Below are 26,807 nucleotides of genomic sequence, written 5' to 3'. Positions count from 1 at the left end.
GGCGGGCGACGCGCGGCGGGCGGCGGGCGGCGGGTGGTGGACGGCGGGCCGTGGGCGGCGGGCGGCGGACGGAAGGGGGGGCGCCGCGGTACGGTCCCGGACGCGGTACCTGTTAGGTACCATCCGGGTATGCCGTCGCTGAATGTGTCCTTCACGGACGAGGAGATGCAGGCCGTGCGCGCGGCCGCCGCCGCCGAGGGCAAGAGCCTCAAGCAGTACCTCCACGACCTCGGCGTCCGCGAGCTGCACCGGCGGCAGTTCGTCGCCGGCTGCGGGGCGTGGGCGGACCGGCTGCGGGGCGAGTTCGACGAGGCGTTCCCCGAGGAGAAGCCTCCCGGCGACGGGGCCGCGGCCGCCTGATGGTGCTGTACGTCGACGTCTCCTGGCTCCTGGACGTCCAGGAGGCCGCGCTCGGCCACGACGACGTGTCCGTCTCCGACTACTCGGCGCTGGTGGCCGCCGTCGCCCGGCACAAGACGCGGCTGCCCAGCCTGGAGGCCTCCGACCCGGACGCCGCCTGGCGCGCCGCCGCGCTCCTGCACACGATCGTGCGCCTGGAGCCGCTGCCGCACCGCAACAGCCTCTTCGCGGCCTTCGTCGCCGCCCAGTACATGGCCCAGTCCGGCGAGGGGATCGACCCGCCCTACGGGGCCCTGTCGGACCTCGTGCGCGCGGTACGGGACGAGCGGTCGCGGGTCGGGGCCGTCGCCGCCGCGCTGCGGTCCTGGAGGCTGTGACGCGGCGCGTCCCGCGTGCGCCACGTCTCGTACGGACGTGCGGGGCGGTCGCCCGATCGTGAGTCCGGCCCTCCCGGCGCCCGGCTGCGGCGCGATCCTGAGTGGGGCGGTGCCCGACCGGCACCGTTCGGACGCGGAACGGAAGGGGCGGGCGTGACGCGGAGCGAGGGACGGTACGGAGGCCCGGAGGAGCAGGCGGTCCTCCTGGTGGCCGGGTTGGCCGATCTGGCGGTGAGCGCCCTCGGCTCGGCCGCCGGTACGGTGCGCGGACTGCTGCGCCGCTCGGACACCGCGGAGCTGGCCGCGGAGGCCGAGCGGGACCTGAGGGCCCGCGGGCGTCTCGTACTGGACCGGTACGCGGCCGTGCCCCCGGCCCACCTGGAGGTCCTCGCCCGGCACGCGACGGCCCGGCGGGCCGCGGGCGATGGCTGAGCCCTGGGAGCCGACCGCGTTCAAGGGCCGCGTCGACGGGGTGCTGCGCGCCTTCGTCGCGCGGGAGGCCGACCACCTGGCGGCCGTCGACCCCGTGCTGGGGCCGGTGGCCGAGCAGGTGGAGGCGGCCGTCGCGGACGGCAAGCGGCTGCGCGCGGCGTTCTGCTACTGGGGCTGGCGCGCGGCGGGGCAGCCGGACAGCGACGCGCTCGTGCGCGCGGCGGCCTCCATGGAGCTGGTGCACGCCGCCGCGGTCGTGCACGACGACCTCGTCGACGACAGCGCGCTGCGGCACGGCCGCCCCACCGCGCACGTCGCGCTGCGCGCGGCCGTACGCCGTCGCCCGCGTGCCGTGGCCGCCGCCCGTTCCCTGGCGATGCTGGTCGGGGACCTGCTGATGGCGCTGGCCGGGGAGCTGTTCACCACCAGCGGCCTGCCCGCGGCGTACCTGGCCCGGGCCCGCCCCCTGTGGACCGTCCTGGCCCGCGAACTGGTCGCGGGCGAGTGCCTGGACATCCTGCGCACCGGGGCGGAGCCGGACACCGCCGCGTCGCTGAAGGTGATCCGCTACAAGACCGCCAAGTACACCGTCGAGCACCCCTTGCTGATCGGCGGCGCGCTGGCCGGGGCCGACGGACGGCTGGGCGAGGGCTACCGCGCCTACGGGCTGCCGCTGGGCGAGGCGTTCCAGTTGCGGGACGACCTGCTCGGCCTGTTCGGCGACCCCGGACGCACCGGCAAGGCCAACGCCGACGACGTACGCGCCCACCGCCCCACCGCGCTCCTCGCGGAGACCTGGCGCCTCGCCGACGAGGCCGAGCGGGAGCGCCTGCGCGCCCTGCTCGGACGGCGCGACCTGGACGCCGACGGCCTCGACGCGGTCCGCGAGGTGATGCGCCGCCTGGGAGCGCCGGACCGCGTCGAGGACATGATCGGCGCGCGCGTCGGGACGGCCCTCGCCGCCCTGCACGAGCTGGACGTCCCGGCGCACGCGGCCACGGCCCTGACCGCGCTGGCGCACACCGCGACGGACCGCTCGACCTGACCCCCGCCCCCCGGGGCGGAGGGCCTGACCCCTGCCGTGGGGGCGGCGGACCGCGCTCACCGGCCGCCCCCACCCACACGGAAACCCGTCCCCTCACCGGGAGTTCGGCACGACCCGCACCGCAGAAGCCCACACGTCGCGACCCGCACCGTAGGAGTTCCGGCATGACCCACACCGAAGCGTCGATGGACGCCCTGCGCCGGTCCGGCGACGACCTCGCCGACGCCACCGTCGCCACCCTCTTCGAACGGGGCGAGGTGGGCACCTTCAACACCCTGATGCGCTACGTCTCCACCGCGGGCGCGCCCCTCCCCGACGGGCTGCCCGAGGTCGCCCGCGAGTACCTGCAAGCGACCGGCGCGCCGCCGTCGTGGGTCGACTGGGACACGATGGAGAAGGCCCGGCTGTTCTTCATTGACAACAACGTGCACATCTCCACCGCGCTGTCCTTCGCCTCCATGCCCGCCTGCTATGTCGTACCGCACGTGGCGCGGCTCCTGTCGACCACCCACGGGTTGAACTACCCCTCCAAGCGCATGGCGGAGACCGGCCAGTTCACCGTCCTCCTCATGCGGCCCGACGCCTTCGAAGCGGGCAGCCGCTTCATCCCCGCCGCGCAGAAGGTCCGCCTGCTGCACGCCTCCATCCGCCACCACCTCACGCGCGAGAACCGCTGGGACGCCCGGGCCCTGGGGGTGCCGATCTGCCAGGAGGACATGATCGGCGGGCAGATGTTCTTCTCCCTGCTCGTCCTCGACTCGCTGCACCGCCTCGGCATCCACATGTCGCAGGAGGGCGCGGAGGCGTACTACTACGCCTGGCGCGTGGTGGGCGCGATGCTCGGCGTCGACCAGGACGCCGTCCCCACGACCCTGGACGAGGCGCGCGCGTTCCTCGACCTGTACATGGTCCGGCACATGGGGCCCTCCGCCGAGGGCGTCCACCTCACCCGGCAGCTCGTCGACCTCTACGAGGACGTCGTGCCGGGCACGTTCTTCGACCCCGTCGTGTCCGCCCTGATCCGCTACCTCGTCGGCGACACCTGCGCGGACTGGCTGGAGGTGACCCGCACGCCGTGGGACACCCTCGTCAAGGCCGTGCCCCGGCTGCTGGGCGTGCTGGAGACCGTCGAGGACCGCTCCCCGCTCGGCGCCTGGGCACTGGACCGCCTCGGCCACCTCACCACCGTCCTGGAGCTGTCCTCCCTCACCCGCGGGCGCGTGATGCACTACGCCATCCCCGAACAACTCAAGAAGGACTTCGGCGTCAGCGCCACCGTGCCCCCGTCCCGCCGCTGGACGCCGCCCGCGGCCACGATCCCCTAGTACGAGAGGACCACGGGACGGCGGGAACAGGCAGGGGCTCACGCCGGGCGCGGCAGGTCCATCAGGGCGAGCCGGGCCGGGTCGGTCACGACCGTCATGCCGGTGATCCGGCCGTCCACGACGGTGAACGCCACGACGGAGAGCGGGGCGCCGTCCTCGCGCCAGGAGACGAGGCCCGGGAGGCCGTTGACGAGCGCCGCCCGTCCGTGCGCGGCCGCGCCGGCGGACAGGCGCGCCCCGGCCGCGACCTTGGTGGCGCCGAGGGTGACGAACACGCCCGAGGGAGTGTCGACAGTCAGCTCCACCTCCGGGTGGAGTATGCGCAGCAACTCCTCGAAGTCGCCGCGCCGGGCCGCCGCCAGGAAGGCCTGGACCACCTCCCGCTGCTCCCGCCCCGCGCCGGCCGGCCGCTCGGTCGCCCGCACCTTCCCGCGGGCGCGGCTGGCGAGCATCTTCGCGGCGGCGGTGGACTTGCCCAGGATCCGGCCGATCTCGTCGAACGGCACCGCGAACAAGTCGTGCAGCACGAACGCCAGCCGCTCGCTCGGCCCGAGGGAGTCCAGGACGACGAGCAGCGCGAGCCCGACCGAGTCGGCGAGCACCGCGTCGTCCTCGGGCACGAGGCCGTCGTCGAGGGTCACCACGTACTCGGACAGGCGGTCGCCGTAGGTCGCCTCCGGGCGGGACCGGCGTGCGCGCAGCACGTCCAGGCTGATCCGGCCGACCACCGTGGTCAGCCACCCGGCCAGGTTGTGGATGGCCGTCGTGTCCTGGCGGGACAGGCGCAGCCAGGCCTCCTGGACCACGTCCTCGGCGTCGGCGTACGACCCGAGCATGCGGTGGGCGACCGCGCGCAACCGGTCGCGGTGGGCCTCGAACGCCTCTGCCGTCGGGGCCGCCGGGCTGGTGTCAGGCATGGTGTTACCTCCCTCGGAACCACTCCGTCATGGAGGTGACGAGCCCGGAAGGGCACAGGTAACCGAAGAAGGAGCGGCACCGATGCCAGCACGTACGACCGGCCCCGTGCACCCCGACATGATCACGGCGATCCAGCACCTCTACAAGGTGATCCACTCCGCGGGCGTCGACCGGCGCCTGCTGTCGCTGATCCACCTGCGGACCAGCCAGATCAACGGCTGCGCCCCCTGCGTCTTCTCCTCGGTCGACGCGGCGCGGAAGGCCGGTGAGACGGACGAGCGGCTGCACCACGTGGTCGCCTGGCGCGAGACGCCCTTCTACACCGGGCAGGAGCGGGCGGCCCTCGCCCTGACCGAGGCCGCCACCCGGCTCCAGGACGGCGCCCCGGGCGTGACCGACGCGATCTGGGACGCCGCGGCCGCCCACTTCGGGGAGGAACAGTTGAGCGCGCTCACCCTGGAGATCGCACTCACCAACTTCTTCAACCGCATCAACCGTACGACCCGCGAGCAGGCGGGCAAGACCTGGTGAACCGGGGGAGCGCCCCCGCGGGGCATCCCGCAAGGGGCGCTCCTTCCCGCATCCGGGGGCGCGACCGGCCGACCCGGCGCTACCCGTCGCTGTCCGCCGGGCGCAGCGCCTCGTCGTAGAGCGCGAACAGACGCGGGGCGGGTGCGGCACCGGCCGTGCCGGTCCCGTCGAGCGCCGCCCAGTACGCGGCCGCCAGGTGGCGGGCGCGGCTGCCGGGCCAGGGCGCGGGCAGGAGCTCCGGCGGCAGGAGCGGATCGGGGCCCATCGCCGCGGTGAAGTGGGCGGCCAGCTCCACGGCCGTGGTGAGCCGCTCGGCGCTCGACGGTTCCGGCCCTTCGGTGAGGCGGGCGAGGCGGGACCCCGCGAAGGCGGCGAGCCGTTCGTACCGCTCGGCGATCTCCGACAGGGGCCACAGCGCGGCGGCCAGGGCGCGCGGGTCGGTGACACCGCCGACGCGCAGGTCGGTGCTGGAGGCGTGGCTGAGCGTGTCGAGGACGCCGAGGTGGCGGGCCTGGGCCTCGACGAGCCCGGTGACGTCGTTGGCGGTGACGTACAGACCGCCCTGGACGGGCGCGGCGCCGAGGTGGAGGAGGTGCTCGCGCAGGGCGTCCCGCGCGGTGCGGCGTGCCTCGGGGACGGCGAAGGCGAACAGGTGCCAGGTGCCGTCCCAGGGCGCGAGCCCGGCGTCCTGCCGGTAGGCGTGGCGGACGTAGGCCGCGTCGGGCGCCAGCGATCCGGTCACGTCGGCGACGGCGCGCAGGGTCGCCTTGCGGCCGCGGCCCTCCTGGGTGAACCGGCCCTCCGTGACCAGGCGTTTGACGCACAGCCTGACCTGCTGGTCCGTCATGCCGAGGAGACCGGCGACGGTGTACAGCTCACCCGCGTCGACGGTGCCGTCCTCGCGGACCAGGGCGTGCACCAGCAGCCGGGTGGGGATCTCCGGCCGGTCGCCCCGGTCCTGGGCGCCGCCGGTGGTGGCCGGGGAACCGGAGCCGGTGCTGGTGCCGGTGTCGGTATCGGCGGTGGTGGCGGTGGTGCCTGGGGTCACCGTGCCTCCCGTACGCCGGTGGCGTCCGCCGCGGTGACCGGGCGGTGCATGGTCGTCACGGCGCCGAAGCCCATCAGGCGCCGCAGGTAAGGGGTTTGCTCGGTGCGCACGGCGGTGAAGCCGTGCCGCTCGTACAGCGCCCGTGCACGGGGGTTGACGTCGATGACGTCCAGGCGGACGCGGTGGCAGCCGGCCTCGGCCGCGACGGCCGCGACCTCCCGCAGGAGCGCCCCGCCGATGCCGGCGCCGCGGTGCGCCGCGTCGACGGCGATGCCGTCCATCACCAGCTCGCCCGCCGCCGGCGTCCGCTCGAACAGGGCGAGCAGCGCAAGCCGCGGCAGCCCGCGGACCGGCCCGTACGCGGACAGGACGTCCTTGACGCCGCCGCCGGTCAGCGCGCGGTCGCCGAGGCGGTACCCGGCCACGCCCACGACCCGGCCGTCGGCCAGCGCGGTCACGCCCCGGTCGTGCCGCAGGTGGGCCGCGATGAACGCCCGCCCCTTGTCGGGCGGATTCAGGGCCGGGGCGAGCTTGCGGCCGAACGCCTCCCAGTACAGCGCCGCCACCTGCTCCTCGCAGCCCTCCGGCACACCCCTGCGCACCAACGGCCCTTCGTGCCGCACCCCATCGGCCGTGCCTTCTGCCGTGCCCATACCGCTCCCTCCGGCTCCCTGTGTGCTCGTACTAGCGAGTGTAATACGCTCATTCTCGAAACGAGCGTTCCTGATGTGAACGAAAATGACGATGCGCGGGACCTGGACGGATGGACCGGGCGGACAGGACGGGACGAATGGCACGGGGCGGGGATGGGGACATGGGCAGGGGCATGGGCATGAGCGGACGACTCCGTACGCCGAGGTGGCTCCGGCGGCGGTGGCTGGTGTGGACGCTGGTGGGAGTGGTGTTGGCCGGTGCCGGGATCGTCGGGGTGGTGGTGTGGCAGAACACCTACGCGCTGCGCGAGGAGACGGTGTCGCTGCGGCACGACGGCAAGCTGCTCAAGGGGGTGCTGGCCCGGCCCGAGAGCGGTGACGGGCCGTTCGGCCTGGTCGTCTTCGTCCACGGTGACGGCCCGGTCGACGCGACGCACGAGACGTTCTACCGGCCGCTGTGGGAGTCCTTCGCCCGGGCCGGGTACGCCTCGCTGTCGTACAGCAAGCCGGGAACCGGCGGCTCGGAGGGCGACTGGCTCGACCAGAGCATGGCCGACCGCGCCGACGAGACCCTGGCCGCCGTGGCCTGGGCCCGCGCCCGGCCGGACATCGACGACCGCCGCGTCGGCCTGTGGGGAGCGAGCCAGGCGGGCTGGGTGCTGCCGAAGGTCGCCGCCCGCGACCGGCGCCTCCAGTTCGTCATCGCCGTCTCCCCGGCCGTCAACTGGCTGCGGCAGGGCCGCTACAACCTCCTGGCCGAACTGCGCAGGGACGGCGCGACCGCCCGGGAGCGCGCGGCGGCGCTGCGCCGCAGCCGGACCACCCTGGAGCTGCTGGAACGGGGCGCGTCCTTCGCCGAGTACCGCGCCGCGGTCGGCGACGTGGACGGCATGACACCGGCGCGCTGGTCGTTCGTCTCCAAGAACTACCGCTCGGACGCGACCGCCGACCTGTACGCCTCGCGCGGCACGCCGACCCTGCTGGCCCTGGCCGGTCATGACGTCAACGTGGACGTCACCGAGACCGAGGCCGTCTACCGCGCGGTGCTGCCCCCGCGGTCCCTGACCCTCGCGCGCTACCCCGGCGCCACGCACGCCATGGTGGATCACGACCTGGAGCGCTCGGGGTGGCGCCTGACCCTGACCGCGATCGCCGCGCCCAGGAAGGTCTACACCGACGGGTTCCTCGCGGACCAGGCCCGGTTCCTGCGGGGACTGCCCGACGGCGACGGGGGCGGCGGGGGCGACGAGAGGGGCGGGCGGCCGGACACCGGCAAGGCAGCCCCCTGACCGGCCCTTGAGGCCGCTCGCCCCGCACCTCGCGCACCCGCCGTGGCGGCGGCGCTTCCGGGCAGCCCCAGAACCCTACGGGGGCTGCCCCCAGGGCGCGTTGGCCCGCTGGCCCGATGGTCCGGCACCGCCCGTGTGCCTAGCGTGGTGGTGATCTTCCCCGGCCGGACGGCCGGGGCGTCCACCGCCGCACCAAGGAGCACGATGCGCGTCGCGTCAGCAGTCACCGCGGGCCTGGGCCTCGCCGGTCTCCTCGTGAGTGGGGCCACCGCCTCGGCGGCCCCGCCGGGGGCTGCGAAGGAGCCCCGGGCGCCCCTCGCTTGGGGTCCCTGCCCCGCGGACCAGAAGGAGCTGGCCGAGGCGGGCGCGCAGTGCGCGAAGGTGACCGTGCCGCTCGACCACGCCGACCCCGGCGGCCGTACGATCAAGATCGCGATCTCCCGCGTCAAGGCGAAGTCCCCCGGCGAGCGGCGCGGCATCCTGCTCTCCAACCCCGGCGGCCCCGGCGGCACCGGCCTCGCCCACACCCTCGCCCTGCGCCCGGCGTTGCGGGACGTGGCCGACCGCTACGACCTGATCGGCTTCGACCCCCGCTTCCTCGGCGAGAGCACCCCCATCGGCTGCGGGCCCGCCCCGCGCCCGGCCCCGCCCGCGCGGACCACCACCCCGCGCAAGGACTTCGAGGCCTCGGTACGGGCCGCGCGCGACACCGCGCGCCGCTGCCAGGAGCAAGGCGACAACGCGGAGTTGCTCCCGCACGCCTCCACCCGCAACGTCGCCCGGGACATGGACGCCATCCGCGCCGCCCTGGGCGAGCGCGAGCTGTCGTACTACGGCGTCTCGTACGGCGCCGACCTGGGCGCGGTCTACACCCAGCTCTTCCCGCGCCGCGCCGACCGGATCGTCCTGGACTCCTCGACCGACCCCGCGGCCACGCAGTACGAACTGTTCCAGCGGTCGGGCAGGCCCGCCGAGGAAGCCCTGCGCGGCCGGGTCCGCGCGGACGTCCTCGCCCTGCTCACACGCGCCGAACGGCACCCTCTCACCGTCAAGGGACAGCGGCTCGACGCACCACTGCTGCGCATGATCTTCAAGCAGCTCGTCCAGCACGAGGAGAACGACCCGCGACTCGCGAGCGTCGTCAGCGACCTGAAGAAGGCCGCGGCGGGGAAGGAGTTCGAGCCGGGGCCCGCGCTCTCCGGCCTCCTCGACCTGCTCTCCTCGCCCGACCTCGCCAACAGCATGGTCGGCGGCGCCCTCTTCATGTGCGGCGACGGCGGGTGGCCCGCGGGCGGCTGGCCGAAGGACCCGGAGACGTACTGGAGGAACATGCAGCGCAGCCGCGCCACCCAGCCGGTCTTCGGGCCGTACGTCAACGGGATGATCGCCCCGTGCGCGTTCTGGAAGCCCGAGCCCCGCGAACCCGGCACGAGGATCCACAACGACGTGCCCGTCCTGCTGCTCCAGGCCCGCCACGACAACAACGTCCCCTACGAAGGCGCACTCGCCCTGCACCACGCGCTCACCGGGTCCCGCCTCCTGACCGCGGACATCCGCGCGCACGGCGTCTACGGGCGCGGCAACGACGGCCTCACCCCCGTCCCCTGCGCCGACGACGCGGTCAACACCTACCTGCGCGACGGCACGCTGCCCGGCACCGACGTGACCTGCGCGAAGCCGGAGAGCGGCCGGTGACATCCCCCTCCCGTCCATGACGTCCAACTCCCGAGCGATGACGGGCTCCACCGGGCGTACGAGCCTGACCCGGCGTACGAGCCTGACCCGGCGTACGGGCCTGACCCGGCGTCCGCATCCGTAAGATCACTGTACGGGGACCGGAAGTAGACCAGCAGTGGAGGCGAACGACCATGGCGGAACAGCGTGTTGTCCTGGTGACGGGCGGGGGGACGGGGATCGGGGCCGCCACCGCCCGGCTGCTGCGCGCGGCCGGGCATCAGGTCGTGATCTCCGGGCGGCGGCCCGAGCCGCTGCGCCGGGTGGCCGAGGAGACCGGAGCGCTGGCCCACCCCTCCGACGCCGCCGATCCCGAGGCCGTGCGCGAGCTCGTCGACACGACGGTGAGGGCCTACGGGCGGCTCGACGGGCTGGTGCTCAACGCCGGGATCGGGCGGGGCGGCGCGGTCGGTGACACCACGCTGGAGGACTGGGAGGCGCTGATACGGACCAACCTGACCGGCCCGTTCGTGCTGCTGCGCGCCGCGCTGCCGCATCTGCTGGCGGCGCGCGGCGCGGTGGTCGGCGTGGCCTCGGTCGGCGCCCTGCGCAACAGCCCCGGCAACGCCGCCTACGCGACGTCCAAGGCGGCCCTGCTCCACCTCTGCCGCTCCCTGGCCGTCGACTACGGGCCGCAGGGGCTGCGGGCCAACGTGGTGTGCCCGGGCTGGGTGCGTACGGAGATGGCCGACCAGCGGATGGCGCGGTTCGCGGCGGAGGCGGGCCTTCAGGGTGGCACCGAGGCGGCGTACGAGGAGGCCAACCGGCTGACTCCGGCCGGGCGGCCGGGGGAGCCCCGGGAGGTCGCCGAGGCGATCAACTGGCTGCTGTCGCCCGCCGCGTCCTACGCCAACGGGGCCGTCCTCACCATCGACGGCGGGGTCACCGCGGTCGGCGTCGGCGGAGCCGCTTTCGACCACCGCATCGAGGCACGCACCCCGCGCCAGTAGCGGGGCCGCGGACGGGGCCTGCCCAGGAGGGGGAGCGCCTGCGGGGCCGGGGTCGGCCTGGGAAGGAACGGACCGACCCCGACCATCGAGGGAGGCCGCGGCCGGTTCAGGGCGAGACGGAGTTCTGGCGTGCGGCTCAGGCGGAGCCCTGTGGCTCCTTGTCGATCTCCATCCTCGCCCACCGTCCGTACCCCTGGAAAGCCTCCCCCGTGCACGAGTCGGAGGTGGCCGTGACCAGGTACGAGGACCGCGGCGCCTTACGCGCAGGCGCGTGCGACCTCCTCCAGGAGCACGGGGTAGTCCTCGCCGTAGGCGCATATCGCCGAGTACACCGCGTCGAGCGCCGCCCGCAGGGGGTCCGCCTCGGCGGCACCCATCAGCGCGGACAGGGCCGAGTGCGGCTGCGACATCTCCAGGACCGGAAAGGGCCCCGCCGCGCCGCCGATCCGGGCCACCACTGTGTGTACGTCCCTCTCGGAGGTACGGAATGACAGGGTGCGGCCGGCGGGCCCCAGCACCAGGGCTTCCTCGCAGTCCTCCTCCGCGTGCTGTCCGTCCGGCAGCATCAGCGGACGGAACGGGGGCCGCCGGGGCGCGGTGGGTCGGCGGACGGTGCGCTGGGGGACACGCGGGTCGGCGTCGAGACGGTCCCATACCCGCTCCTCGTCGGCGTACAGCATGGGCAGCTCTCGCCCCGCGGCCAGTGCGGCGAGCCCTTCCTCGATCCAGCCGATGCCGCCGAGGCCGGACACCTCGCAGGCGCGGCGAGCCGCCAGCAGCGCCACCGCGCGCTGTACCACGACAGGGGCGGCGTCGATCGCGTGCACCAGGTCCGGGTCGAAGTCACGTACGCCCAGCACGTTGCCCTCGACCCGGCGCAAGGCCTCGCTCGGCAGCCGACCGCCCCACTCCCAGCGCTCGTAGGCCAACTCCTGCTGCCGTTCGGCCTCCTCCTCCGCCAGGCGGGCAAGGCGCTCGGCCTCGGCGCGCTCCTCGGGGGTGGGCGGTGGCGGCAGTCGGCGCGCGTAGTCGTGCCGGTGGGCGGCGCACCGCGAACCACACCTCAGGACCCGGTCCGGCGAGGGAGGAGCAGGCCAGAATTGCAGCAGATAGCGTTCCGCCGGCGGGGGTTCGTCATCCGTCCGCGTATCGAGCCTTGTCGCCCTCGTCCATCCCTCGCGCACAGTAACGTACCCGGTAGTCGACCTGTCGCAGCCCCAACTCCCATGTGTCCTCACCCGCCCACTGCATCAGTACCGTGTGCGCCGACACCGGGCGGAAGGACACCTCCACGACGTCCTCCCACGCGTCGTCCAACGGTGGCGCCTGGTCGTGCACTTCCACGCGGAACGGTACGTCGCCCGTGTGCAAGCCCGTCGACAGCCACAGCGCTCCAGGGATCCCCGCCCCGCACAGCCCCGCGCTCTGCCCGGCGAACGCACCCTCAAGGTCCGCACCGTCGCCGTCCGGGTCGCTCTCGACGCAGATCTGGCTGTAGTGCACGAACACTTCACCATCGACCGGCGTACGCACCCCGCGCCCTCCCCACTCCCGACCTTGGGCCCGCCCACGTCCCACGACAGGCTTCCCCGGCAGCCTAAGCACTTCCCAAGGTCGGCGTCGTGCGTGCAGCCGCTGGGCGGCGGGGCGCGGTGCCGGCCGCGTGACCGCACGCGAAAACCCGGCGACGCAGGCGATCACCCCCGGAATACTGGTCGCCCATGGACCAGGTCGAAGTAGTCGTCGCCCACTCCGAACGTGTGACGCTGCGCGTCGGTGACGTGTTCCTGAAGGTGGACGCCGATCAGGCGCGCGTCGACATCGAGGTCGAGGCGATGTCCCTCGCGCCGGTCCCGACTCCGGAGGTCCTGTGGCGCGAGCCGCCCGTGCTGGCGATCGCAGCACTTCCGGGGACGACGCTCGGGCGCCTCGGCGGGCCGTCGACCGCGTCACCGGCGGCGTGGGCCGCGGCGGGCGCCGCCATCCGGAAGCTGCACGACGCGCCGCCGCCGCCCTGGCAGGGCCGGGCGGGCCGGAGCGTCGTCGCGCTGGAGGCGGAACTCGACGCCGAGTGCGAGTCGCTCGTGACCAGCGGAATCCTGCCCGCCGACCTGGTCACCCGCAACCGCGAGGTCGCCGAGGCCGCGCTGCGGCCGTGGACTCCGGCGTTCACACACGGAGACCTGCAGATCGCGCACGTCTTCGTCGACGGCGCCGAGGTCACGGGCATCATCGACTGGTCCGAGGCGGGCCAGGGCGACGCCCTGTACGACCTCGCCACCTTCACGCTCGGCCACGAGGAGCACCTGGACGACGTCGTCGCCGGCTACGGCACCGGCATCGACCTCGACGTCATCCACGCGTGGTGGTCGCTGCGCAGCCTGCTGGCAGTGCGCTGGCTGACCGAGCACGGCTTCGACCCGTTCGCACCGGGCTGTGAGGTGGACGTACTGAAATCCCACATGTGAGGCAGGGCGGGCCCGACTGCCTGGTGCGCTCTCTGCCCCTTGCCTACGCGTCGAGCGACCCACCTCCGGGGGCGGTCCACCCTCCGCAACGGAGCACGGTGCGCAGCCGCCGCGCGAAGCGCTGATGGCTCAGCCGAGGGCGACGAACACGTGGTGGAGGTCGTCGCGGCCCCCGCGTGGTCATGGCGATGCCTGACGAGAGCGAGCCACCACCTGCGTGCGCGGTTGCCCTGCGCGGCTTGAGGCGGTTGGTCCTCCGGCGGGGAGACTGAGTGGCCGTGCAGACTGCGGGGCTCCTCCGATGTCGTCGGGAAGCGTTCGTCATGCATGGTGCTCCGGCGTACGCAAGCCCGCTGCGGCCTTCGAGACCGATTCCTGCAGCCCGTACCGGTACTTACACAGCAAGACCGAACTGCTGCAACCCAGCGATGAGACCACAGCCCCGGGGCCGGGGCGCCCGGCTCAGCGGCTGTGCACTTGGGCGGGGAAGCGGCGATGCGCTGGTCAGCTCAGTGAGGGGGCGCGGTTTCGGCTGTCTTCTCCGGGGCGGCTGCCACGCGCTCCCCGGCCCCGAGGATCTCTTCGATCGCCGCTTGCTCCCCCGCGGCCACCGCGCGGAACCAGAACTTCTCGTCGTCCAGGGCGAGATGGTGCACCAGCCCGAGGCACGTCCAGCCGGACGGGAGAACCGGCCGCCGCAGCGCGTCCTCGTCCAGGCCCTCCAGGATGTCCAGGACGTGCTGCGTGCGCCGTTCAGGATGCCCAGCAGCGTCGTCAGTTCCGTGTCAGCCATGGGCCGGAGCCTAGGCGGCCCCACTGACATCCGGCTCACCGAGCGCTTCAGGATGCCAGGCAACAGGCCCAGCCCAACGGTCACTTCAGGCACGTGGCCCCCACTCCGCCGCGGCGGCACCCCCCGCCCCCGACGTACGCACCGAGCGCCCCCCGGCGCCGCCGTGCGCCGGAGCCGAGCGGTGGCCGTTCTGTTTCGGTCAACGGCCCCGCGCCCGATAATGGCGTGACGTCGTGGGGGCACGGGCGGGGGCGGGGGAGAGGCCGTGGTGCGTAGGCGGGCGCGTGGGGGTGAGACACCCCATCGAGAGGTGATCACGGAGATAGCCAGGGACGTGGTCGAGCAGGTGGCCCGGGAGGAGATGCCGTTGTTCTCCGCGGTCAGCCGGGCGTACTTCGCCGATCCGCGGCGGGCGTTGTCCGCGAAGGGGACGCGGAAGGCGCCGCTCGGCTTCGGGTCCGAGGCCGTCGAGTTCATCCTGACGCCCGTGGTGCTGGCCGCCACGGCCAAGGCGGTCGAGTGCGTGGCCGACATCGTGCTGCAACGCACCACCGGGGAAGGCACCGGTGCGGCCCTGCGTAGGGTCTTCCGTCTCCGGCAGCGACCGCCGGGCGCCGCGGCAGCCGATGGCGCTGCCCTGGACGCGGCCTCCGGGACGGCCTCGGACGCGACCTCCGGGGCAACCCCGGGCGCGTCCTCCGGGGCAACCCCAGCCACCGCCCCGGACCCCGCCCCCGGGGCACTCGACGCCGTCCCGCTGCGGCCCGAGGACCTCGAACGGCTCCGGCACGCGGTGGAAGCCACGCTCCGTGACTGCGGAACCGCTCCGGAGAGCGCGCGGGTGATCACGGACGCGATCATCGGCCGGTGTCAGGCCCCACGGACGGCCGGTTAGCGCGGCGGCACCGCCATGACGGCGTTCGAGGAGGCGGCCTCCGGGCGGCGTGACGGGCCGGTGGCGTCGGCCGCCCTCCCCGGCGGCACGACCAGTCGGCTCATCCTGCTGAGCGCCGCCGTCGGCGCGGGCGGGCTCTACGTGTTCCTGCAGACGTACTTCCTCGTCCCGCGGAACACGGACTTCTTCTTCGGCACCTTCAGCCGCTGCTTCCAGGACCCGCGGATCGCGCTCCCGGGAGAAAACGACGGTGGGTACGAGGAGTCCCGGCGCCTGCTGGTGCGATGTCAGCAGCCCGCGTTCGCCGACCAGGCACAGTGGCTCGGGCTCGGGTTCCTGCTGCTGTGCGCCGTCTCGTCGGCCTGGTACGCCACGCACCCCTGGTGGGTGACGCGACGCAGGTGCGCGTGGCTCCCCGTCGTCCCGAGCCTGCGCGCGCGGTCCCTGACGCGGTTCCCGCGGAAGGACGACCCCCAGGAGCGGGACCTGGCGGAGTATCTCGACCACCTATGCCACGCGGTCGGCGTGCACCCCGCTCCCGTCTGGCTGCTGGACACCTCCGCGCGCACCGCGAGCGGGCTCGCCTTCGGCCTTCCCCGGCGCCGGTACGTCATCATCGACGCCCCGTTGGTGCCGTACTTCGACACCGACCGTGACACGTTCCGCCTCGTGCTCGCGCACGAGCTGGCACACCTGCGCCACCACGACGTCGACAAGACCTACCTCGCCTTCGGCATCTGGTGGGCCTTCCTGACGGTCGCGGTGCTGCCGTTCGGCGCGCTGACCGTGTACCACGCGGTGTCCGGCGGGCCGCCCGCGCTCCCTCCGGGCGTCGTGCCGTACCTCGTGGACGTGCCCCACGCACTGGGCCTGGCGGCCGCGCTCACCCTGCTCGTCCAACTCGTACGGAACGCGGTCCTGCGGGCGCGCGAGCTGCACGCCGACGCCCTGGCCGCGGCGCACGGCGTGGCCGAGGGAGCCGCTGCGGTCCAGCGGGCGCTGCTGCCCGCGCCCGCCGCCCCGGGCCGGGGCCCGGTACGCCGCGCCCTTTCCGGGCTCGTACGGAGACTGGGGTACTGGCCGACGCCCGAGACGCGGCGGCGCGTTCTGCTCGACCCGACCCTCCTGACCCGACCGACGGTGGGGGAGATGCTCGGCGCGGGGGTCGTCGCCGGTGTCCTCACCGCCGGTGCGGACCCGGTGCTCGACACGCTCTTCCGCCTGCTCTGGGGAAAGCTCAACACCCGGTCGGGCGACCTGGCGGTCGGCTGCGCGATCGGCGCCGGGCTCACCGGAGTGCTCGCCGCGGCGGTCTGGCGGGCCGTCGCGGCGTCCGACCGGGCACGAGGGGCCGGCCGGACACCCGGGTCCGCCCGGGCACGCGCGCCCGGCCGGGCACCGGGGTCCCCGCGTGCCGCCGTCGTGTGGGCGCTTCCCGCCGGACTCGTCGGCGGGTACCTCGCCGGAGCAAGCCTGCCCCTCCTCGCCGACGGGACCGTGCTCCCCGCCACCGGCCTGGAGACGCAGGGCTTCGCCTGGCTGCCGCGGGCCGGGCCGGCGCTGCTCGCCGGGGCCGCGTGCGTCACGGTCTGGCTCGTCTCCGTGGCGCGCGGCCTACTCCCGTACGCGCGCGGCCGTGGACCCCTCTACGCGGTGGTGGCCACGTCCGTCGTCTCCTTCGCCCCGTGGTTCGCCGTCTGGTACTCCCTCCGGCGCGACCACGCGAGCGACGCGTTCCGGCCCGCCGCGGGGGACGCCCCGGACATCGGGTCCTCGATCGGCTGGTACGTGGCGCTCGGCCGGTGGACGGGCACCACCTGGCCCCCGCTCACCGTGCAGGGGAGGCTTCCGCTCGCCCTCGTGGGCCTGCCGCTGACCTGGCTGGTGCCGCTCGCCCTGGCGCTGCTCGCGGGAAGGGCGTACGCGCCTGCTGCGGATGTCCGGCCCCGGCTGCGGAGGGCGCTGGCCGCGGGAAGGGCGCACGACCCCGGCGTGGATGTCCGGCCCCGGCTGCGGAGGGCGCTGCTCGCGGGGCTGGCCGGAGGGGGCGCGGTGATCGCCGCCGGTACGGCGTTGCCGTTCCTCGCGCGGACCGCACTGCCGTCCGCCGTCCTGCACTACTCCGGAACGCGGCAGGACGCCGGGTTCCCGGACGTCTACTGGCACACCTATGTCGCCCTGGCAGGCCTCGCCCAAGGCGCGGTGGCCCTCTGGATCTCCGCCCGGGGGCGCGGACTACGGCCCGTACTCGTCCTGGCCGGCACCGCGTTGACCGCGCTGGCCGCCGCCCTCGGCCGGGCACCGGCCTTCGCGGTGGCCGAGTGCACCGCTCTCTTCGGCGTGCCCGGCCACCGGTGCTCCGTTCCGTTCGCCCCCGAGGTCTTCGCGCAGGACCTGCGGACCATCACCCTGCGCGGCCTGCTGCTGGTCATCCCCGCGGCCCTGCTGGGAGCGGGCGCCGGAGCGCTCGGGCGCCGCCGCACCGCTCCCCGGCAGGGCACCGCGCGTACGGCGGGCAGCCCCCGCGAACCCGCCCGGGCCCTGGGCGTCGTCCTGGCCGTGCTCGTCGTACTCGCCCTGGCAAACCTCGCGGCCGTGGTCCTCGCGCTGCCCGCGGACCATTCCCTCTGGACCGCCTGGCTCAGCGGCTGAGCCAGGCGGCCTGCCGACACGTGCGACGCGAAGGGGTTCAGGCGTCCGCCGCCGGGGCGCCGAGGGCGTCCAGGTCGTCCAGGGCCGCGAGCACGTCCGAGGGCTCGGCCCGCAGTACGTAGTCGGTCGCCACGAAGGCCCAGCGGATCACGCCGGACGCGTCGATGACGTAGGTCGCGGGCAGGGGCAGGGTGCGGCTGTGCCCGCCGTTGACGCGCTGGAGCTCGAAGCCGAGGCTGTCGTAGAGGGCGCCCAGTTCCTCACCCAGGTCGAAGGCGATGCCGTAGCTCCTCGCGACGTCCGAACCGACGTCGCTGAGCACGTCGAAGGTGAGGCTCTGCTTCTCGGCCAGGGACAGCGACTCGTCCGGCACCTGCGGCGAGACGGCGACGAGACGGGCGCCACGCGCGGCGATCGCGCCGTGGTGCTCCTGGAGCGCGCGCAGCGCCACCTGGCAGAACGGGCACCAGGCGCCCCGGTAGAAGGTCAGCACGACCGGCCCGTCGGCGAGCAGCCCGGCCAGGGAGACGTCCTCGCCCGTCGCCGACTTGAGGGTGAAGAGCGGCGCCCGGGCGCCGACGCCGACCGCGCGGGCCGCGATGCCGGAGCCGGCGAGCGCCTCGGCGTTGCGGTCCATGGTCGCCATGGTCTCGGCCGACAGCCGGAGGTGCCGGTTGTCGTGGATGAAGCGGAGTTCGTCGCGCAGGCTCATGCGTGGCCGTCCTTGTCGTGGGTGCCGCGTGCGTATGGGGCCGCGTACGTGTAGGTGTCGCGTACGTGTGGGGCGCGTACGTGTCGCGTACGCGTGGGTGCCGCGTGCTCGTCGGTTGTGCGTCCTCGTCGTTCCGCGGGCACGGGCCATGGCCGTCGCGCCAGCTATCTTGAAACGACCGTTTCAGGATGCTGGTGGTCGCGTACGGGCGTCAAGGGCTAACCTGGACCGAACAGTTCAGGATGGCGGCCGGTGAGGCGGGGAGGGGGGAAGCGGTGCCCGACATCAAGCACTTCGACCCCGACGCGGCCCTGGAGCGCGCCGAGCACCTCTTCTGGAGGCTCGGCGCCGCCACCGTCTCCATCCAGGCCGTCACCGCCGAGACGGGACTCAACCGTTCCAGCCTGTACGCCACCTTCGGCGGCAAGCGGCAGCTCTACCTGGCCGCGCTGCGCCGCTACGTACGCGAACGCGCCCGCCCGGCGTGCGAGCGCCTCGCGGGCGACGGGCGCGGACTGCCCGCCGTCCAGGAGGCCTTCGACGCGCTGATCGACCAGCGCTGCTCCGGCGCGTACGCCGGGTGGGGCTGCATGCTCGTCAACGCCTACGCGGGCGGCGAGGCCGAGGACCCCGACGTGCGCGCCCTCCTCGACGACCACCACCGGCGGCTGCGGGACGCGATGGCCGACGCCCTCGCCGCGGCCCGCGCCGCGGGGCAGCTCGCGCGCCACGTCGACATCGACGCCACCGCCGAGGCGCTGGTCCTCCTCGCGTACGGCGTGAACCTGCGCTCGCGCGCGGGTGCCGCGGCGGAGACGCTCCGGCGCACGGTGGCGACGACGCTGGCAGCCCTCGAGACCCCACCGCCCCGGGCCGACTGACGGCCCCCCGGGGCGGCGGGCGGTACCGGTCAGCCGACGCGGAGCCGTGCCCTTCGCTGCAGCCTGACCGGACCTCAGCCGTTGCGCAGGGTGCGGTCCAGGAGGGGGAGCAGGCGGTCCCAGTGGCGCCGCAGGCCGGAGGCGCTGAACGCGTCGGTGTCGGACATGGTGAAGCCGTGGACGGTGTCGGGGTAGATCTCGGAGGTGTGGCTGACACCCGCGGCGTCCAGGGCTTGGTTCAGTTCCCTGAGGCCCTCGGGGGAGATGTCGCCCGCGGCGTGGCCGAGGTGGACCCGCGCGGTGAGCCGGGAGAAGAGGGCGGGCCCGTCGGCGCCCACGGGGCCGTGGAACGCGGCGACGGCGGCCACTTGGTCGGGGTGGGCCGCGGCGGTGTGCATCGCCAGGAGCCCGCCGATGCAGTAGCCGGTCACCGCGAGCGGACCGGTGGTGACCTCGGGCTGGGCGGTGAGGAACCGGAGGTAGGCCTCATGCTGGCCGCCTGGCACTGCGCGCTGGAGGCCTGGACCTCGTCGGGCGCCGCGCGGCGCGACCGCGCGGCCCTCGTCCAGCACGTGCGCCAGGCCTTCGCGGCCATCCCGGCGGTCGCGGCACTGGCGGCACAGGACGCCTGAGCGGACGCGACGCCGTACGACGGCCCGCCTCGGCCGGCGTCCCTGGCGGGGCGTCCCTCGCTCATGACCTGGGCGCACCACCCGGTATCACGTGCGCCCAGGCGCATGACCGCGACGCTGGAGGCGCCCTTGCGGCCTTTGCACTTCCCCCGCGCCGTGCCCATGTCGCTTCGAGCCTCGCCGAAATGATTCCGTGCCGTCCGTCACGGTGCGAACCTGATGACACCTGATGACAATCGTCTCAAGAGGGGGCTCATGGGCACCTAGTTCCTGAAGTGATGGATAAGCGGGCAAGCGAACACGTGGACAAGTGAACACGTGGACATGTGGGGCACGTGGGCATGGGGGATGCTGTGCAGGTGCTGCAGGAGTCGGCGAGGTGTCGGAAGCCGACGGGAACAGGAACATCGGGCACGTCACGGAGGCGGCAGTGACGGCGCGGGTGTTCGTCGTCGACGGCCACCCCCTCTTCAGAGCCGGAGTGCGGCAGGTCGTGGAGGACGCGGCGGACCTGGAGATGGCGGGGGAGGCCAGCACGGGCGAGGAGGCCGTCGAGGCCTTGCGGGACGGACATGTGGTCGCCGATGTCGTCCTCATGGACCTGCTGCTCCCCGACTGCTCCGGTATCGAGGCGACCCGGGCCATCATCGGGGAGGCACCCGCCGAGCCCGACGCGCCGCGGGTGCTGTTCGTCTCCGGGGCCGCCGAGGACGACGCGGTCGTGGCCGCCCTGCGCGCGGGGGCGCGGGGCTACATGGTCAAAGGGGTCCAGGGCGAGGAACTGGTGCGTGGTCTGCGCACGGTGGCGCAGGGCGGCGCGGTGTTCAGCGCGGCCGTGGCCGACCGCCTCGGCCGCTACTTCTCCGCCGTCCACGAACTGCCCGTGCGGGCCGCCTTTCCCGATCTCACCGATCGCGAGCGCGAAGTGCTCGATCTGGTCGCCCGGGGCCTCAGCAACCGCCGAATCGCCCGCGAGCTGGTGCTTTCGGAGAAGACCGTGCGCAATCACGTCTCTCGGGTGTTCGCCAAGCTCCGTGTGGCGGACCGGGTGGAGGCGGCGGTGCGGGCCCGGGACGCGGGGCTCGGCACCTGACGGGCCACCACGGGCGCGCATGCGGGACGAGACCGGGACCAGGCACTCAGGCACCCGGGACTCGGGGCCCCCTAGCGTGAAGGTGCTCGGGAGAGGCGGGCGAGCCCGGCACCCGTGCCCTCGTTCCCGTCTCTCGATCGTGATCGAGTCGAAGGGAACAGGTGAGACGAGCATGGAGACGAACGACGTCTACGAGCCGCCCGCGCTGGAAGAGATCGGCGGCTTCGCGGAACTGACCATGGCCTTCGGGCCGTGCGTCGAGAACGACTGGCTGCTGGGCACCGCCTGGATCTGCTGATCCGACGGACCCGTCGGCGGGACGGGCAGCCGTGCCCGCCACGGCGCGGTGGTGGAGGCCGTACGTCCTCCACCACCGTGCCGATCCCGCTCCGCACAGGGGCAGCTCCGGCCCGGCGGCCTCGCTCGGCGGTCGCGCCCGGTGGCCTTCGCCCGGAAGCCTCGCTCGCTGGCCTTCGCCCGGCAGTCGCCGCCCGGCGATCCTCCGCACGCACCTCGCCGCCCCCGCGCCGACGCAGTCGCCGGGCGAGCGGCCCGAACCGTACGAAGGGAACCGCCCTGACATGGACTTCGTCGTGTTGCCCGACAGCCCGGCCACGCCGGCCGTGGCCGAGCCGCTGACCCGTGGCCCGGATGTCCGGGTGGTCCACCACGCCTCGGGGCGCCCCTGGCTCGTGGGCCGTTGGGCGGACGACGAGTTCGCGCTGGTGACCGCCGGGCCCCGGCGCCTTGCCGTCCTGGGCCGCTCGACCGTGGACCGGCACCGGGTGGAGCGCGCGCTGGCCGAGGCGCGAACAGCGGGCCAACTCGACGGCGTGGCACGCTCGTTGCCCGGTTGCTTCCACCTCGTGGCCTCCATCGACGGGTGGACGCGGGCGCAGGGGAGTCTGTCCACCGCACGGCAGATCTTCTTCGCCGACGTCGGAGGCGTCACCGTGGCCGCCGACGGGCCGCACCGGCTCGCGCGGTGGGCGGACACCGGCCGGGGCGACGACGCCACCCCGGCCGCCGACCGGGACCTGATCGCGCTGCGCCTGCTGACCCCGGCCCCGCCCTGGCCGCTCTCCCTGCGCCCGGTGTGGTCGGGGGTGTCGGCGCTCGGGGTGGGCTGCCGGCTGGAGCTGGGCCCGGACGGCAGCGCCCGCGAAGTGCGCTGGTGGGCGCCGCCGGAGCCCGACGCGCCGCCGGAGGAGGCGGCCGGGCACATCCGCCGGGCCCTGCTCGCCTGTGTCGGAGCGCGCACCCGTGCCACCCTCAGCGCCGATCTGTCCGGCGGCCTGGACTCCACCAGTCTCTGCTTCCTGGCCGACGCGGCGGGCGCCGACCTCGTCACCCACCACTGGTCACCGGTGGACCGCGCGAACGACGACACCGAATGGGCCGAACGCGCCGCCCGCCACCTGCCCGCCGCCCGGCACTACATCACCGCCGTCCAGGACGGCCCCACCTGGTACGAGACGCCGGCCACCGCCGACGCCGGCCACGAGGAGGGACCGCTGCCCTGGGCCCGCAACCGCGCCCATATGCGGCGCCTGCTCTCCTCCGTGGCCACGGACGGATCGCGCTGCCACCTCCTGGGCGTCGGGGGCGACGAACTGTTCGGCGTCCTGCCCACCGCCCTGTGGTCGCTGGTCCGCAGCCACCCGCTCGGCAGCCTCCCCAGGATCCACCGCTTCCGGGCCCTCAACCGCTGGACCCTGACGTCGACCGTACGCGGACTCGCCGACGGCGCCTCCTTCGCCGCATGGCTGCGGTCCACCGCCGACCGGCTCACCGCACCCGCGCCGGGCCCCGGGGACGCGCTGCTCGGCTGGGGCTGGGAACCCCGTATGCCGCCCTGGGCGACCGCCGACGCCGTCGACGCCGTACGCCGGCTGCTGCGGGACACCGCCGAACGGGAGCGCCCCCGCCCGCACCACCGGGACCGGGCCCAGCACCAGACCCTCGACATCGTCGTCCAGTCGGGCAGCGCCCTGCGCCAGCTCAACGCCGCGCTCCAGGACGTGGGGGTCACCTGCGAGGCGCCCTTCCTCGACGACCGGGTCGTCGAGGCCGCCCTGTCCGTGCGGATCGCGGACCGTCTGGTGAGCGGGGACTTCAAACCCGTGCTGCGGCGGGCCGTGCGCGGCATCGTGCCCGAGGAGATCCTGGCCCGCCGCAGCAAAGGGGAGTTCAGCGCCGAGGCCTTCCAGGGCATCCGCCGCAACCGCGGGGACCTGCTCGACCTCTGCGACGACCTGCGCCTTTCCCGGCTCGGCCTCGTCGACCCCGACGCCCTGCGCACCGCCCTGCTCGGCCCCAAGACCCAATCCCGGCAGCTCGTCCCGTACGAGAACACGCTGGCCTGCGAGAGCTGGCTGCGGTCCGCGGCGGCACCCGCGCCCGGGACCGCGTCCCTGGCTGGAGAGACTCCGTGACCTTCGCCCTGAAACCCGACGTCACCGCCACCGACACCGAGGACGGGCTGGTCCTGCTCGACGAGCGCAGCGGCCGGTACTGGCAGCTCAACCGCTCCGGCGCGACCACCTTGCGGCTGCTCCTCGACGGGCACACGCCCGAAGAGACCGCCCTCCGGCTCGCCCGGCTCCACCCCGATGCCGCCGACCGCGCCCTGACGGACGTACGCGCGCTGCTCGCCGCCCTGGACCGGGCCCGGCTGGTGGTGACGGCATGAGCATGCAGGTCGTCGGAGAGACCGGGGCCCCGCTGCCCTGGCACCGGCAACTGAGCGCGCGGGCGGCCGTCGGCGCGGCCCGGTTGCTGGTGCTGCTGCCCCCGCGCCGCCTGCGCCAGGCACTGGCGGTGGCCCGCCGCGGGTCCCGCGCCGCCACGCACCAACAGGCCCTCGACGCCCGCCGGGCGGTGGTGACCGTGAGCGCCCGCTGCGCCGGCCGGGGCTGTCTGCAACGCTCCGTCGCCACCGTACTGCTGTGCCGTCTGCACGGCCGGTGGCCCGACTGGTGCACCGGGTTCCGTACGCAGCCGTTCCGCGCCCACGCCTGGGTGGAGGCCGGCGCGCGAGCCGTCGGCGAGCCGGGTGACGTCACCCTCTTCCGCACCGTCATGAGCGTCCGGCACCGCGACGGAGGCCGCCGATGAACACGGTCGTCGCCCCCGGGACCGGCCGCCGCGCCGCCGGTGGCGCGAACGGCGTCGCCGTCCTGGCCGAGGGACTGACCAGGGCGTACGGCGGTCGGCAGGCGGTGACCGACCTGGACCTGACCGTCCCGGCCGGCCGGACCTTCGGCTTCCTCGGCCCCAACGGCGCGGGCAAGAGCACCACCATCGGCATGCTGTGCACCCTGCTGCGCCCCACCTCCGGCCGGGCGCTGGTGGCCGGGTACGACGTGACGCACGAACCCCACGAAGTACGCCGCCGTGTCGGCCTCGTCTTCCAGGAGTCCACGCTCGACGTCGACCTGACCGCCATGGAGACCCTGCGCTTCCACGCCGACCTGTTCGGCATCCCGCGACGGCGGCGGCTCGACGCGATCATGGACATGCTGGAACTGGTGGAACTGACCGAGCGCCGCCACGCCCCCGTCCGCACCTTCTCCGGCGGTATGCGACGGCGCCTGGAGATCGCCCGCGGTCTGCTGCACACGCCTCAGGTGCTCTTCCTGGACGAACCCACGACCGGCCTCGACCCGCAGACCCGTGCCGCCATCTGGGACCACCTGCGCCGACTGCGTGAGGAGCGGGACGTCACCGTCTTCCTCACCACGCACCAACTGGAGGAGGCCGAACACTGCGACCGGATCGCCATCATGGACGAGGGCGAACTCGTCGCGGACGGAACTCCCGCCGCGCTCAAGGCCGTGGTCGGCTCCGACCTCATCACCGTACGCACCGCCGACGACGCGGCAGCGGCCCTGGCCGTCCGCGAACGCCTCGGCCTCGAGGCGGAGACGGCCACGGACGGGCTGCGCATCCGGGTGGCCGACGGAGCCACTTGGGTGCCCAGGATCTGCGGCGCTCTGCCCTTGACCGTGCACGCGGTGACCGTGACGCCGCCGACTCTCGACGACGCCTTCCTGCACTACACCGGCCGCACCATCCGTGAGGCCGACAACGAGCCGGCCGGGCTGCCGGTACCCGCTTCGAGGAGGTGACCATGGGAACGGCAGACACGGCAGACACGGCAGACACGGCAGACACGGCAGACACGGCAGGAACGCCTGGCATGGCAGGAACGCCTGGCATGGCAAGCCTGTCCCGCACCGCAGGTGCCGCCGCCCGGCGCGGACGTCTCGCCGCGGATCTGCGCGCCGTCCGTGTGCTGTGGCAGCGGGAGGTCATCCGGTTCGGGCGCAACCGCCTGCGGATCGCGATGAGCGTCGTCATGCCGATGATGTTCCTGCTCGTCTTCGGCACCGGCCTCAACGCGGCCGTGCCCACCGAGCAGGATGACGCCGGGGACTTCCGTACCTTCTTCTTCCCCGGCGTCCTCCTCATGGCGGTGCAGGCACCGGCCGTGGCGGCGGGCGCGTCCGTCGTCTGGGACCGGCAAGCCGGCTTCCTGCGCCAATTGCTCGTGGCACCCGTCCGCCGCACCCCGCTCCTTACCGGAACCTGTCTGGGGGGCGCGACCGCCGGCCTCGGCTACGCGATCCCCGTGCTGTGCCTCGCCGGCCTTGTCGGCATCCCCTACCGGCCCGAACTCCTCCTGGTCCTCGCGGAACTGGCGCTCATCGCCTTCGCCTTCACGGCACTCGGTGTCCTGGTGGCCGTGTGCGCCAAGCGTCCCGAGACCTTCCAGATCGTGATCGGGCTGTGCATGATGCCGTTGCTGTTCCTGTCCGGGGCGGTCTTCCCGGCCGGCGGACTGCCCGGCTGGCTGGGCACCGTCGTAGGCCTCAACCCCCTCACCTACGCGGTCGACGCCCTGCGACGCACCCTCCCGGGAGAGGGCGTCGCAGGGCTCGGCGGCCGGGCGGCCGGGCCGCAGTGGGGGGACTGGACCCCTTCGGTGGCCGCGGAGCTGGGCTGCGTGGCCGCCCTGGCGGCGCTGGCCCTGACCGTCGCCACGTACCGCTTCTCCCGCAGCGAGTGAGTCCCGCGCGGGGCGTCAGGGGCGTTAGCTGATCCCTCGCGGATACGGGAAGGACTGGAATGCGGCGTCGAGCCATCGCGGCCCCCGCGGCAGCCAGGTCGCGGCGAACCGTACGACCGTCTCCCGGGGCAGCGGCGGACTCGGCGTCTGTGTCGAGGGCTTGGCCACCGACTGCAACGCCCACGCGTACGCGTTGAGCGGGGCGAACGCCACCCAGCGCGGTCGGTCGATGCCCAGCAGCATCATCGCCCGCATATAGGCGTGCCAGGTGTGGTAGCCGACCGGGGCACGGCCGGGCGGCGAGTCCATCGTGTGCACCGGTGAGCGGACGTTCTCGCGGCGCGGGTCGTAGAGCACGCCCTGGCCGAAGTAGGCGAAGGCGGCGACCAGCCGGGGATCGTAGGGACGGTACAGGCTGTCGAAGACCTCCAACTGGATGCGCGAGACCACTCGCAGGGGTTCCTCGATCGGTGCCATGAAGGCCTGGAAGTTGCCCGGGTACTCGGGTGACTTGCTCATCTCCTGCCACACCGTGCGGAAGCCGCTCTCGATGCTGCCGCCGACGTGCGCACCGATGGCCCGGTACGCGGCGAGCAGTTCCGGCGACGCCCGGTACAGGGCGACCTCGTCGAGCTGGTACCAGACCTCGTTGGCCCGGCGGTCGCCCAGCATGCCGGGCACGGGCGGCAGTTCCGACGTCCTCTCCGTGCCGGTGCCGGTGCCGGTGCCGGCCCGCGCCGGGGCGATGCCTGTCGTCACCAGGCCGGCCAGTGCGGCGGCACCGACGGAGGCGCGGAGCAGTTGTCTGCGGTCGAGCGGCCGGTCGAGCGGCCGGTCGAGCGGTGGGGCGAGCGGTCGGCCGAGTGGATTCGACATGGAAGGTTCCCCCGCTTCTGTTCGTGTTCGCCCGCGTGGGCCGGACGGGTCGTCGCCCACAGCCCGCCACCG

Annotated in this window: 29 protein-coding genes and 1 pseudogene; 21 read left to right on the top strand and 9 right to left on the bottom strand. The window is 74.1% G+C overall.

All coding sequences use genetic code 11. The features are described from left to right. The first annotated feature begins 129 nt into the window (after positions 1-129). From IE330_RS18105 to IE330_RS18085, 5 genes are all read left to right on the top strand, one after another. Positions 130-360, top strand: coding sequence for a type II TA system antitoxin, ParD family (locus IE330_RS18105; RefSeq protein ID WP_190137075.1), 231 nt, complete (start codon positions 130-132; stop codon positions 358-360). Next, positions 360-737 carry a toxin Doc gene (locus IE330_RS18100; protein ID WP_190137074.1) on the top strand — a complete coding sequence of 126 codons (378 nt, stop codon included), beginning with the start codon at positions 360-362 and terminating at the stop codon, positions 735-737. The genes IE330_RS18105 and IE330_RS18100 overlap by 1 nt, the downstream gene beginning before the upstream one ends. A 153-nt stretch (positions 738-890) precedes the next feature. Continuing rightward, positions 891-1,169, top strand: a complete 279-nt coding sequence (locus IE330_RS18095; RefSeq protein ID WP_190137073.1) for a polyprenyl synthetase — start codon at positions 891-893, stop codon at positions 1,167-1,169. Then, entirely contained in the window at positions 1,162-2,214 is a 1,053-nt protein-coding gene (locus IE330_RS18090; RefSeq protein WP_190137072.1) for a polyprenyl synthetase family protein, read from the top strand. The genes IE330_RS18095 and IE330_RS18090 overlap by 8 nt, the downstream gene beginning before the upstream one ends. 164 nt (positions 2,215-2,378) lie before the next feature. Further along, positions 2,379-3,539, top strand: a complete 1,161-nt coding sequence (locus tag IE330_RS18085) for an oxygenase MpaB family protein (RefSeq protein ID WP_190137071.1) — start codon at positions 2,379-2,381, stop codon at positions 3,537-3,539. A gap of 38 nt (positions 3,540-3,577) precedes the next feature. Here IE330_RS18085 and IE330_RS18080 read toward each other — a convergent pair whose 3' ends face one another. Continuing rightward, positions 3,578-4,456, bottom strand: coding sequence for a sigma-70 family RNA polymerase sigma factor (locus tag IE330_RS18080; protein WP_190137070.1), 879 nt, complete (start codon positions 4,454-4,456; stop codon positions 3,578-3,580). An 82-nt stretch (positions 4,457-4,538) separates the two neighbouring features. Between IE330_RS18080 and IE330_RS18075 the strand changes: the two genes are divergently transcribed. Then, positions 4,539-4,988 carry a carboxymuconolactone decarboxylase family protein gene (locus tag IE330_RS18075; RefSeq protein ID WP_190137069.1) on the top strand — a complete coding sequence of 150 codons (450 nt, stop codon included), beginning with the start codon at positions 4,539-4,541 and terminating at the stop codon, positions 4,986-4,988. A gap of 79 nt (positions 4,989-5,067) precedes the next feature. On the opposite strand, the gene IE330_RS18070 is transcribed toward IE330_RS18075, so the two are convergent. Both IE330_RS18070 and IE330_RS18065 read right to left on the bottom strand, forming a co-directional pair. Next, positions 5,068-5,925 (bottom strand): PaaX family transcriptional regulator C-terminal domain-containing protein, encoded by an 858-nt coding sequence (locus IE330_RS18070; RefSeq protein WP_229925737.1) that lies wholly within the window; start codon positions 5,923-5,925, stop codon positions 5,068-5,070. Positions 5,926-6,032: 107 nt separating this feature from the next. Then, positions 6,033-6,689, bottom strand: a complete 657-nt coding sequence (locus tag IE330_RS18065) for a GNAT family N-acetyltransferase (RefSeq protein WP_190137068.1) — start codon at positions 6,687-6,689, stop codon at positions 6,033-6,035. Positions 6,690-6,868: 179 nt separating this feature from the next. On the opposite strand from IE330_RS18065, the gene IE330_RS18060 reads away from it, so the two are divergent. The 3 genes from IE330_RS18060 to IE330_RS18050 all read left to right on the top strand — a co-directional run bounded on the left by IE330_RS18060 (position 6,869) and on the right by IE330_RS18050 (position 10,662). After that, entirely contained in the window at positions 6,869-7,978 is a 1,110-nt protein-coding gene (locus tag IE330_RS18060) for an alpha/beta hydrolase family protein (RefSeq protein ID WP_190137067.1), read from the top strand. 204 nt (positions 7,979-8,182) lie between these two features. After that, positions 8,183-9,673: an alpha/beta hydrolase gene (locus IE330_RS18055; protein ID WP_190137066.1), complete on the top strand. Its 1,491-nt coding sequence runs from the start codon at positions 8,183-8,185 to the stop codon at positions 9,671-9,673. 173 nt (positions 9,674-9,846) lie between these two features. After that, a complete protein-coding gene (locus tag IE330_RS18050; protein WP_190137065.1) occupies positions 9,847-10,662 on the top strand; it encodes an SDR family NAD(P)-dependent oxidoreductase in 816 nt (271 codons plus the stop codon). A gap of 257 nt (positions 10,663-10,919) precedes the next feature. Here IE330_RS18050 and IE330_RS18045 read toward each other — a convergent pair whose 3' ends face one another. Beyond that, positions 10,920-11,846: a hypothetical protein gene (locus tag IE330_RS18045; protein WP_229925736.1), complete on the bottom strand. Its 927-nt coding sequence runs from the start codon at positions 11,844-11,846 to the stop codon at positions 10,920-10,922. Next, positions 11,797-12,195 (bottom strand): hypothetical protein, encoded by a 399-nt coding sequence (locus IE330_RS39000; protein WP_229925735.1) that lies wholly within the window; start codon positions 12,193-12,195, stop codon positions 11,797-11,799. The genes IE330_RS18045 and IE330_RS39000 overlap by 50 nt, the downstream gene beginning before the upstream one ends. 188 nt (positions 12,196-12,383) lie before the next feature. Between IE330_RS39000 and IE330_RS18040 the strand changes: the two genes are divergently transcribed. Then, positions 12,384-13,130, top strand: coding sequence for a phosphotransferase family protein (locus IE330_RS18040; RefSeq protein ID WP_190137064.1), 747 nt, complete (start codon positions 12,384-12,386; stop codon positions 13,128-13,130). A gap of 509 nt (positions 13,131-13,639) precedes the next feature. Here the strand turns inward: IE330_RS18040 and IE330_RS18035 are convergent. Beyond that, entirely contained in the window at positions 13,640-13,831 is a 192-nt protein-coding gene (locus tag IE330_RS18035) for a mycothiol transferase (protein WP_373314677.1), read from the bottom strand. 402 nt (positions 13,832-14,233) lie between these two features. On the opposite strand from IE330_RS18035, the gene IE330_RS18030 reads away from it, so the two are divergent. Beyond that, entirely contained in the window at positions 14,234-14,818 is a 585-nt protein-coding gene (locus tag IE330_RS18030; protein WP_190137063.1) for a hypothetical protein, read from the top strand. 15 nt (positions 14,819-14,833) lie between these two features. Next, positions 14,834-17,470, top strand: a complete 2,637-nt coding sequence (locus tag IE330_RS18025; protein ID WP_190137062.1) for a M48 family metalloprotease — start codon at positions 14,834-14,836, stop codon at positions 17,468-17,470. Positions 17,471-17,507: 37 nt separating this feature from the next. Here IE330_RS18025 and IE330_RS18020 read toward each other — a convergent pair whose 3' ends face one another. Next, positions 17,508-18,182 carry a peroxiredoxin-like family protein gene (locus IE330_RS18020; RefSeq protein ID WP_190137061.1) on the bottom strand — a complete coding sequence of 225 codons (675 nt, stop codon included), beginning with the start codon at positions 18,180-18,182 and terminating at the stop codon, positions 17,508-17,510. Between the two features lie 275 nt (positions 18,183-18,457). Here IE330_RS18020 and IE330_RS18015 point away from each other — a divergent pair, with 275 nt between their 5' ends. Then, complete coding sequence (locus tag IE330_RS18015) at positions 18,458-19,063, top strand: TetR/AcrR family transcriptional regulator (protein WP_190137060.1); 606 nt, start codon at positions 18,458-18,460, stop codon at positions 19,061-19,063. Positions 19,064-19,137: 74 nt separating this feature from the next. On the opposite strand, the pseudogene IE330_RS18010 reads toward IE330_RS18015, so the two are convergent. Further along, a pseudogene (locus IE330_RS18010) lies at positions 19,138-19,551 on the bottom strand (dienelactone hydrolase family protein); the annotation flags it as partial. Between IE330_RS18010 and IE330_RS18005 the strand changes: the two are divergent. The 8 genes from IE330_RS18005 (at position 19,552) to IE330_RS17970 (ending at position 25,859) form a co-directional block, all read left to right on the top strand. Continuing rightward, a complete protein-coding gene (locus IE330_RS18005) occupies positions 19,552-19,695 on the top strand; it encodes a hypothetical protein (protein WP_229925734.1) in 144 nt (47 codons plus the stop codon). A 379-nt stretch (positions 19,696-20,074) separates the two neighbouring features. Continuing rightward, positions 20,075-20,788: a response regulator gene (locus IE330_RS18000; RefSeq protein ID WP_229925733.1), complete on the top strand. Its 714-nt coding sequence runs from the start codon at positions 20,075-20,077 to the stop codon at positions 20,786-20,788. A gap of 172 nt (positions 20,789-20,960) precedes the next feature. Continuing rightward, positions 20,961-21,086 (top strand): lasso RiPP family leader peptide-containing protein, encoded by a 126-nt coding sequence (locus IE330_RS17995; protein WP_190137059.1) that lies wholly within the window; start codon positions 20,961-20,963, stop codon positions 21,084-21,086. A gap of 283 nt (positions 21,087-21,369) precedes the next feature. Continuing rightward, on the top strand, positions 21,370-23,223 hold the full coding sequence (locus IE330_RS17990) for an asparagine synthase-related protein (protein ID WP_190137058.1): 1,854 nt from the start codon (positions 21,370-21,372) through the stop codon (positions 23,221-23,223). Then, entirely contained in the window at positions 23,220-23,480 is a 261-nt protein-coding gene (locus IE330_RS17985; RefSeq protein ID WP_190137057.1) for a lasso peptide biosynthesis PqqD family chaperone, read from the top strand. Before IE330_RS17990 ends, IE330_RS17985 begins: the two co-directional genes overlap by 4 nt. Beyond that, positions 23,477-23,905, top strand: a complete 429-nt coding sequence (locus IE330_RS17980) for a lasso peptide biosynthesis B2 protein (RefSeq protein ID WP_190137056.1) — start codon at positions 23,477-23,479, stop codon at positions 23,903-23,905. Before IE330_RS17985 ends, IE330_RS17980 begins: the two co-directional genes overlap by 4 nt. Then, entirely contained in the window at positions 23,902-24,918 is a 1,017-nt protein-coding gene (locus IE330_RS17975; RefSeq protein WP_190137055.1) for an ATP-binding cassette domain-containing protein, read from the top strand. The genes IE330_RS17980 and IE330_RS17975 overlap by 4 nt, the downstream gene beginning before the upstream one ends. An 89-nt stretch (positions 24,919-25,007) precedes the next feature. Further along, entirely contained in the window at positions 25,008-25,859 is an 852-nt protein-coding gene (locus IE330_RS17970; RefSeq protein ID WP_229925732.1) for an ABC transporter permease, read from the top strand. A 24-nt stretch (positions 25,860-25,883) separates the two neighbouring features. Here IE330_RS17970 and IE330_RS17965 read toward each other — a convergent pair whose 3' ends face one another. Then, complete coding sequence (locus IE330_RS17965) at positions 25,884-26,735, bottom strand: hypothetical protein (RefSeq protein WP_190137053.1); 852 nt, start codon at positions 26,733-26,735, stop codon at positions 25,884-25,886. Positions 26,736-26,807 lie beyond the last annotated feature (72 nt).

The sequence above is a fragment of the Streptomyces longispororuber genome (assembly GCF_014656095.1).
Classification (GTDB): Bacteria; Actinomycetota; Actinomycetes; order Streptomycetales; family Streptomycetaceae; genus Streptomyces; species Streptomyces longispororuber.
This window is presented reverse-complemented; position numbering and strand designations above follow the sequence as displayed.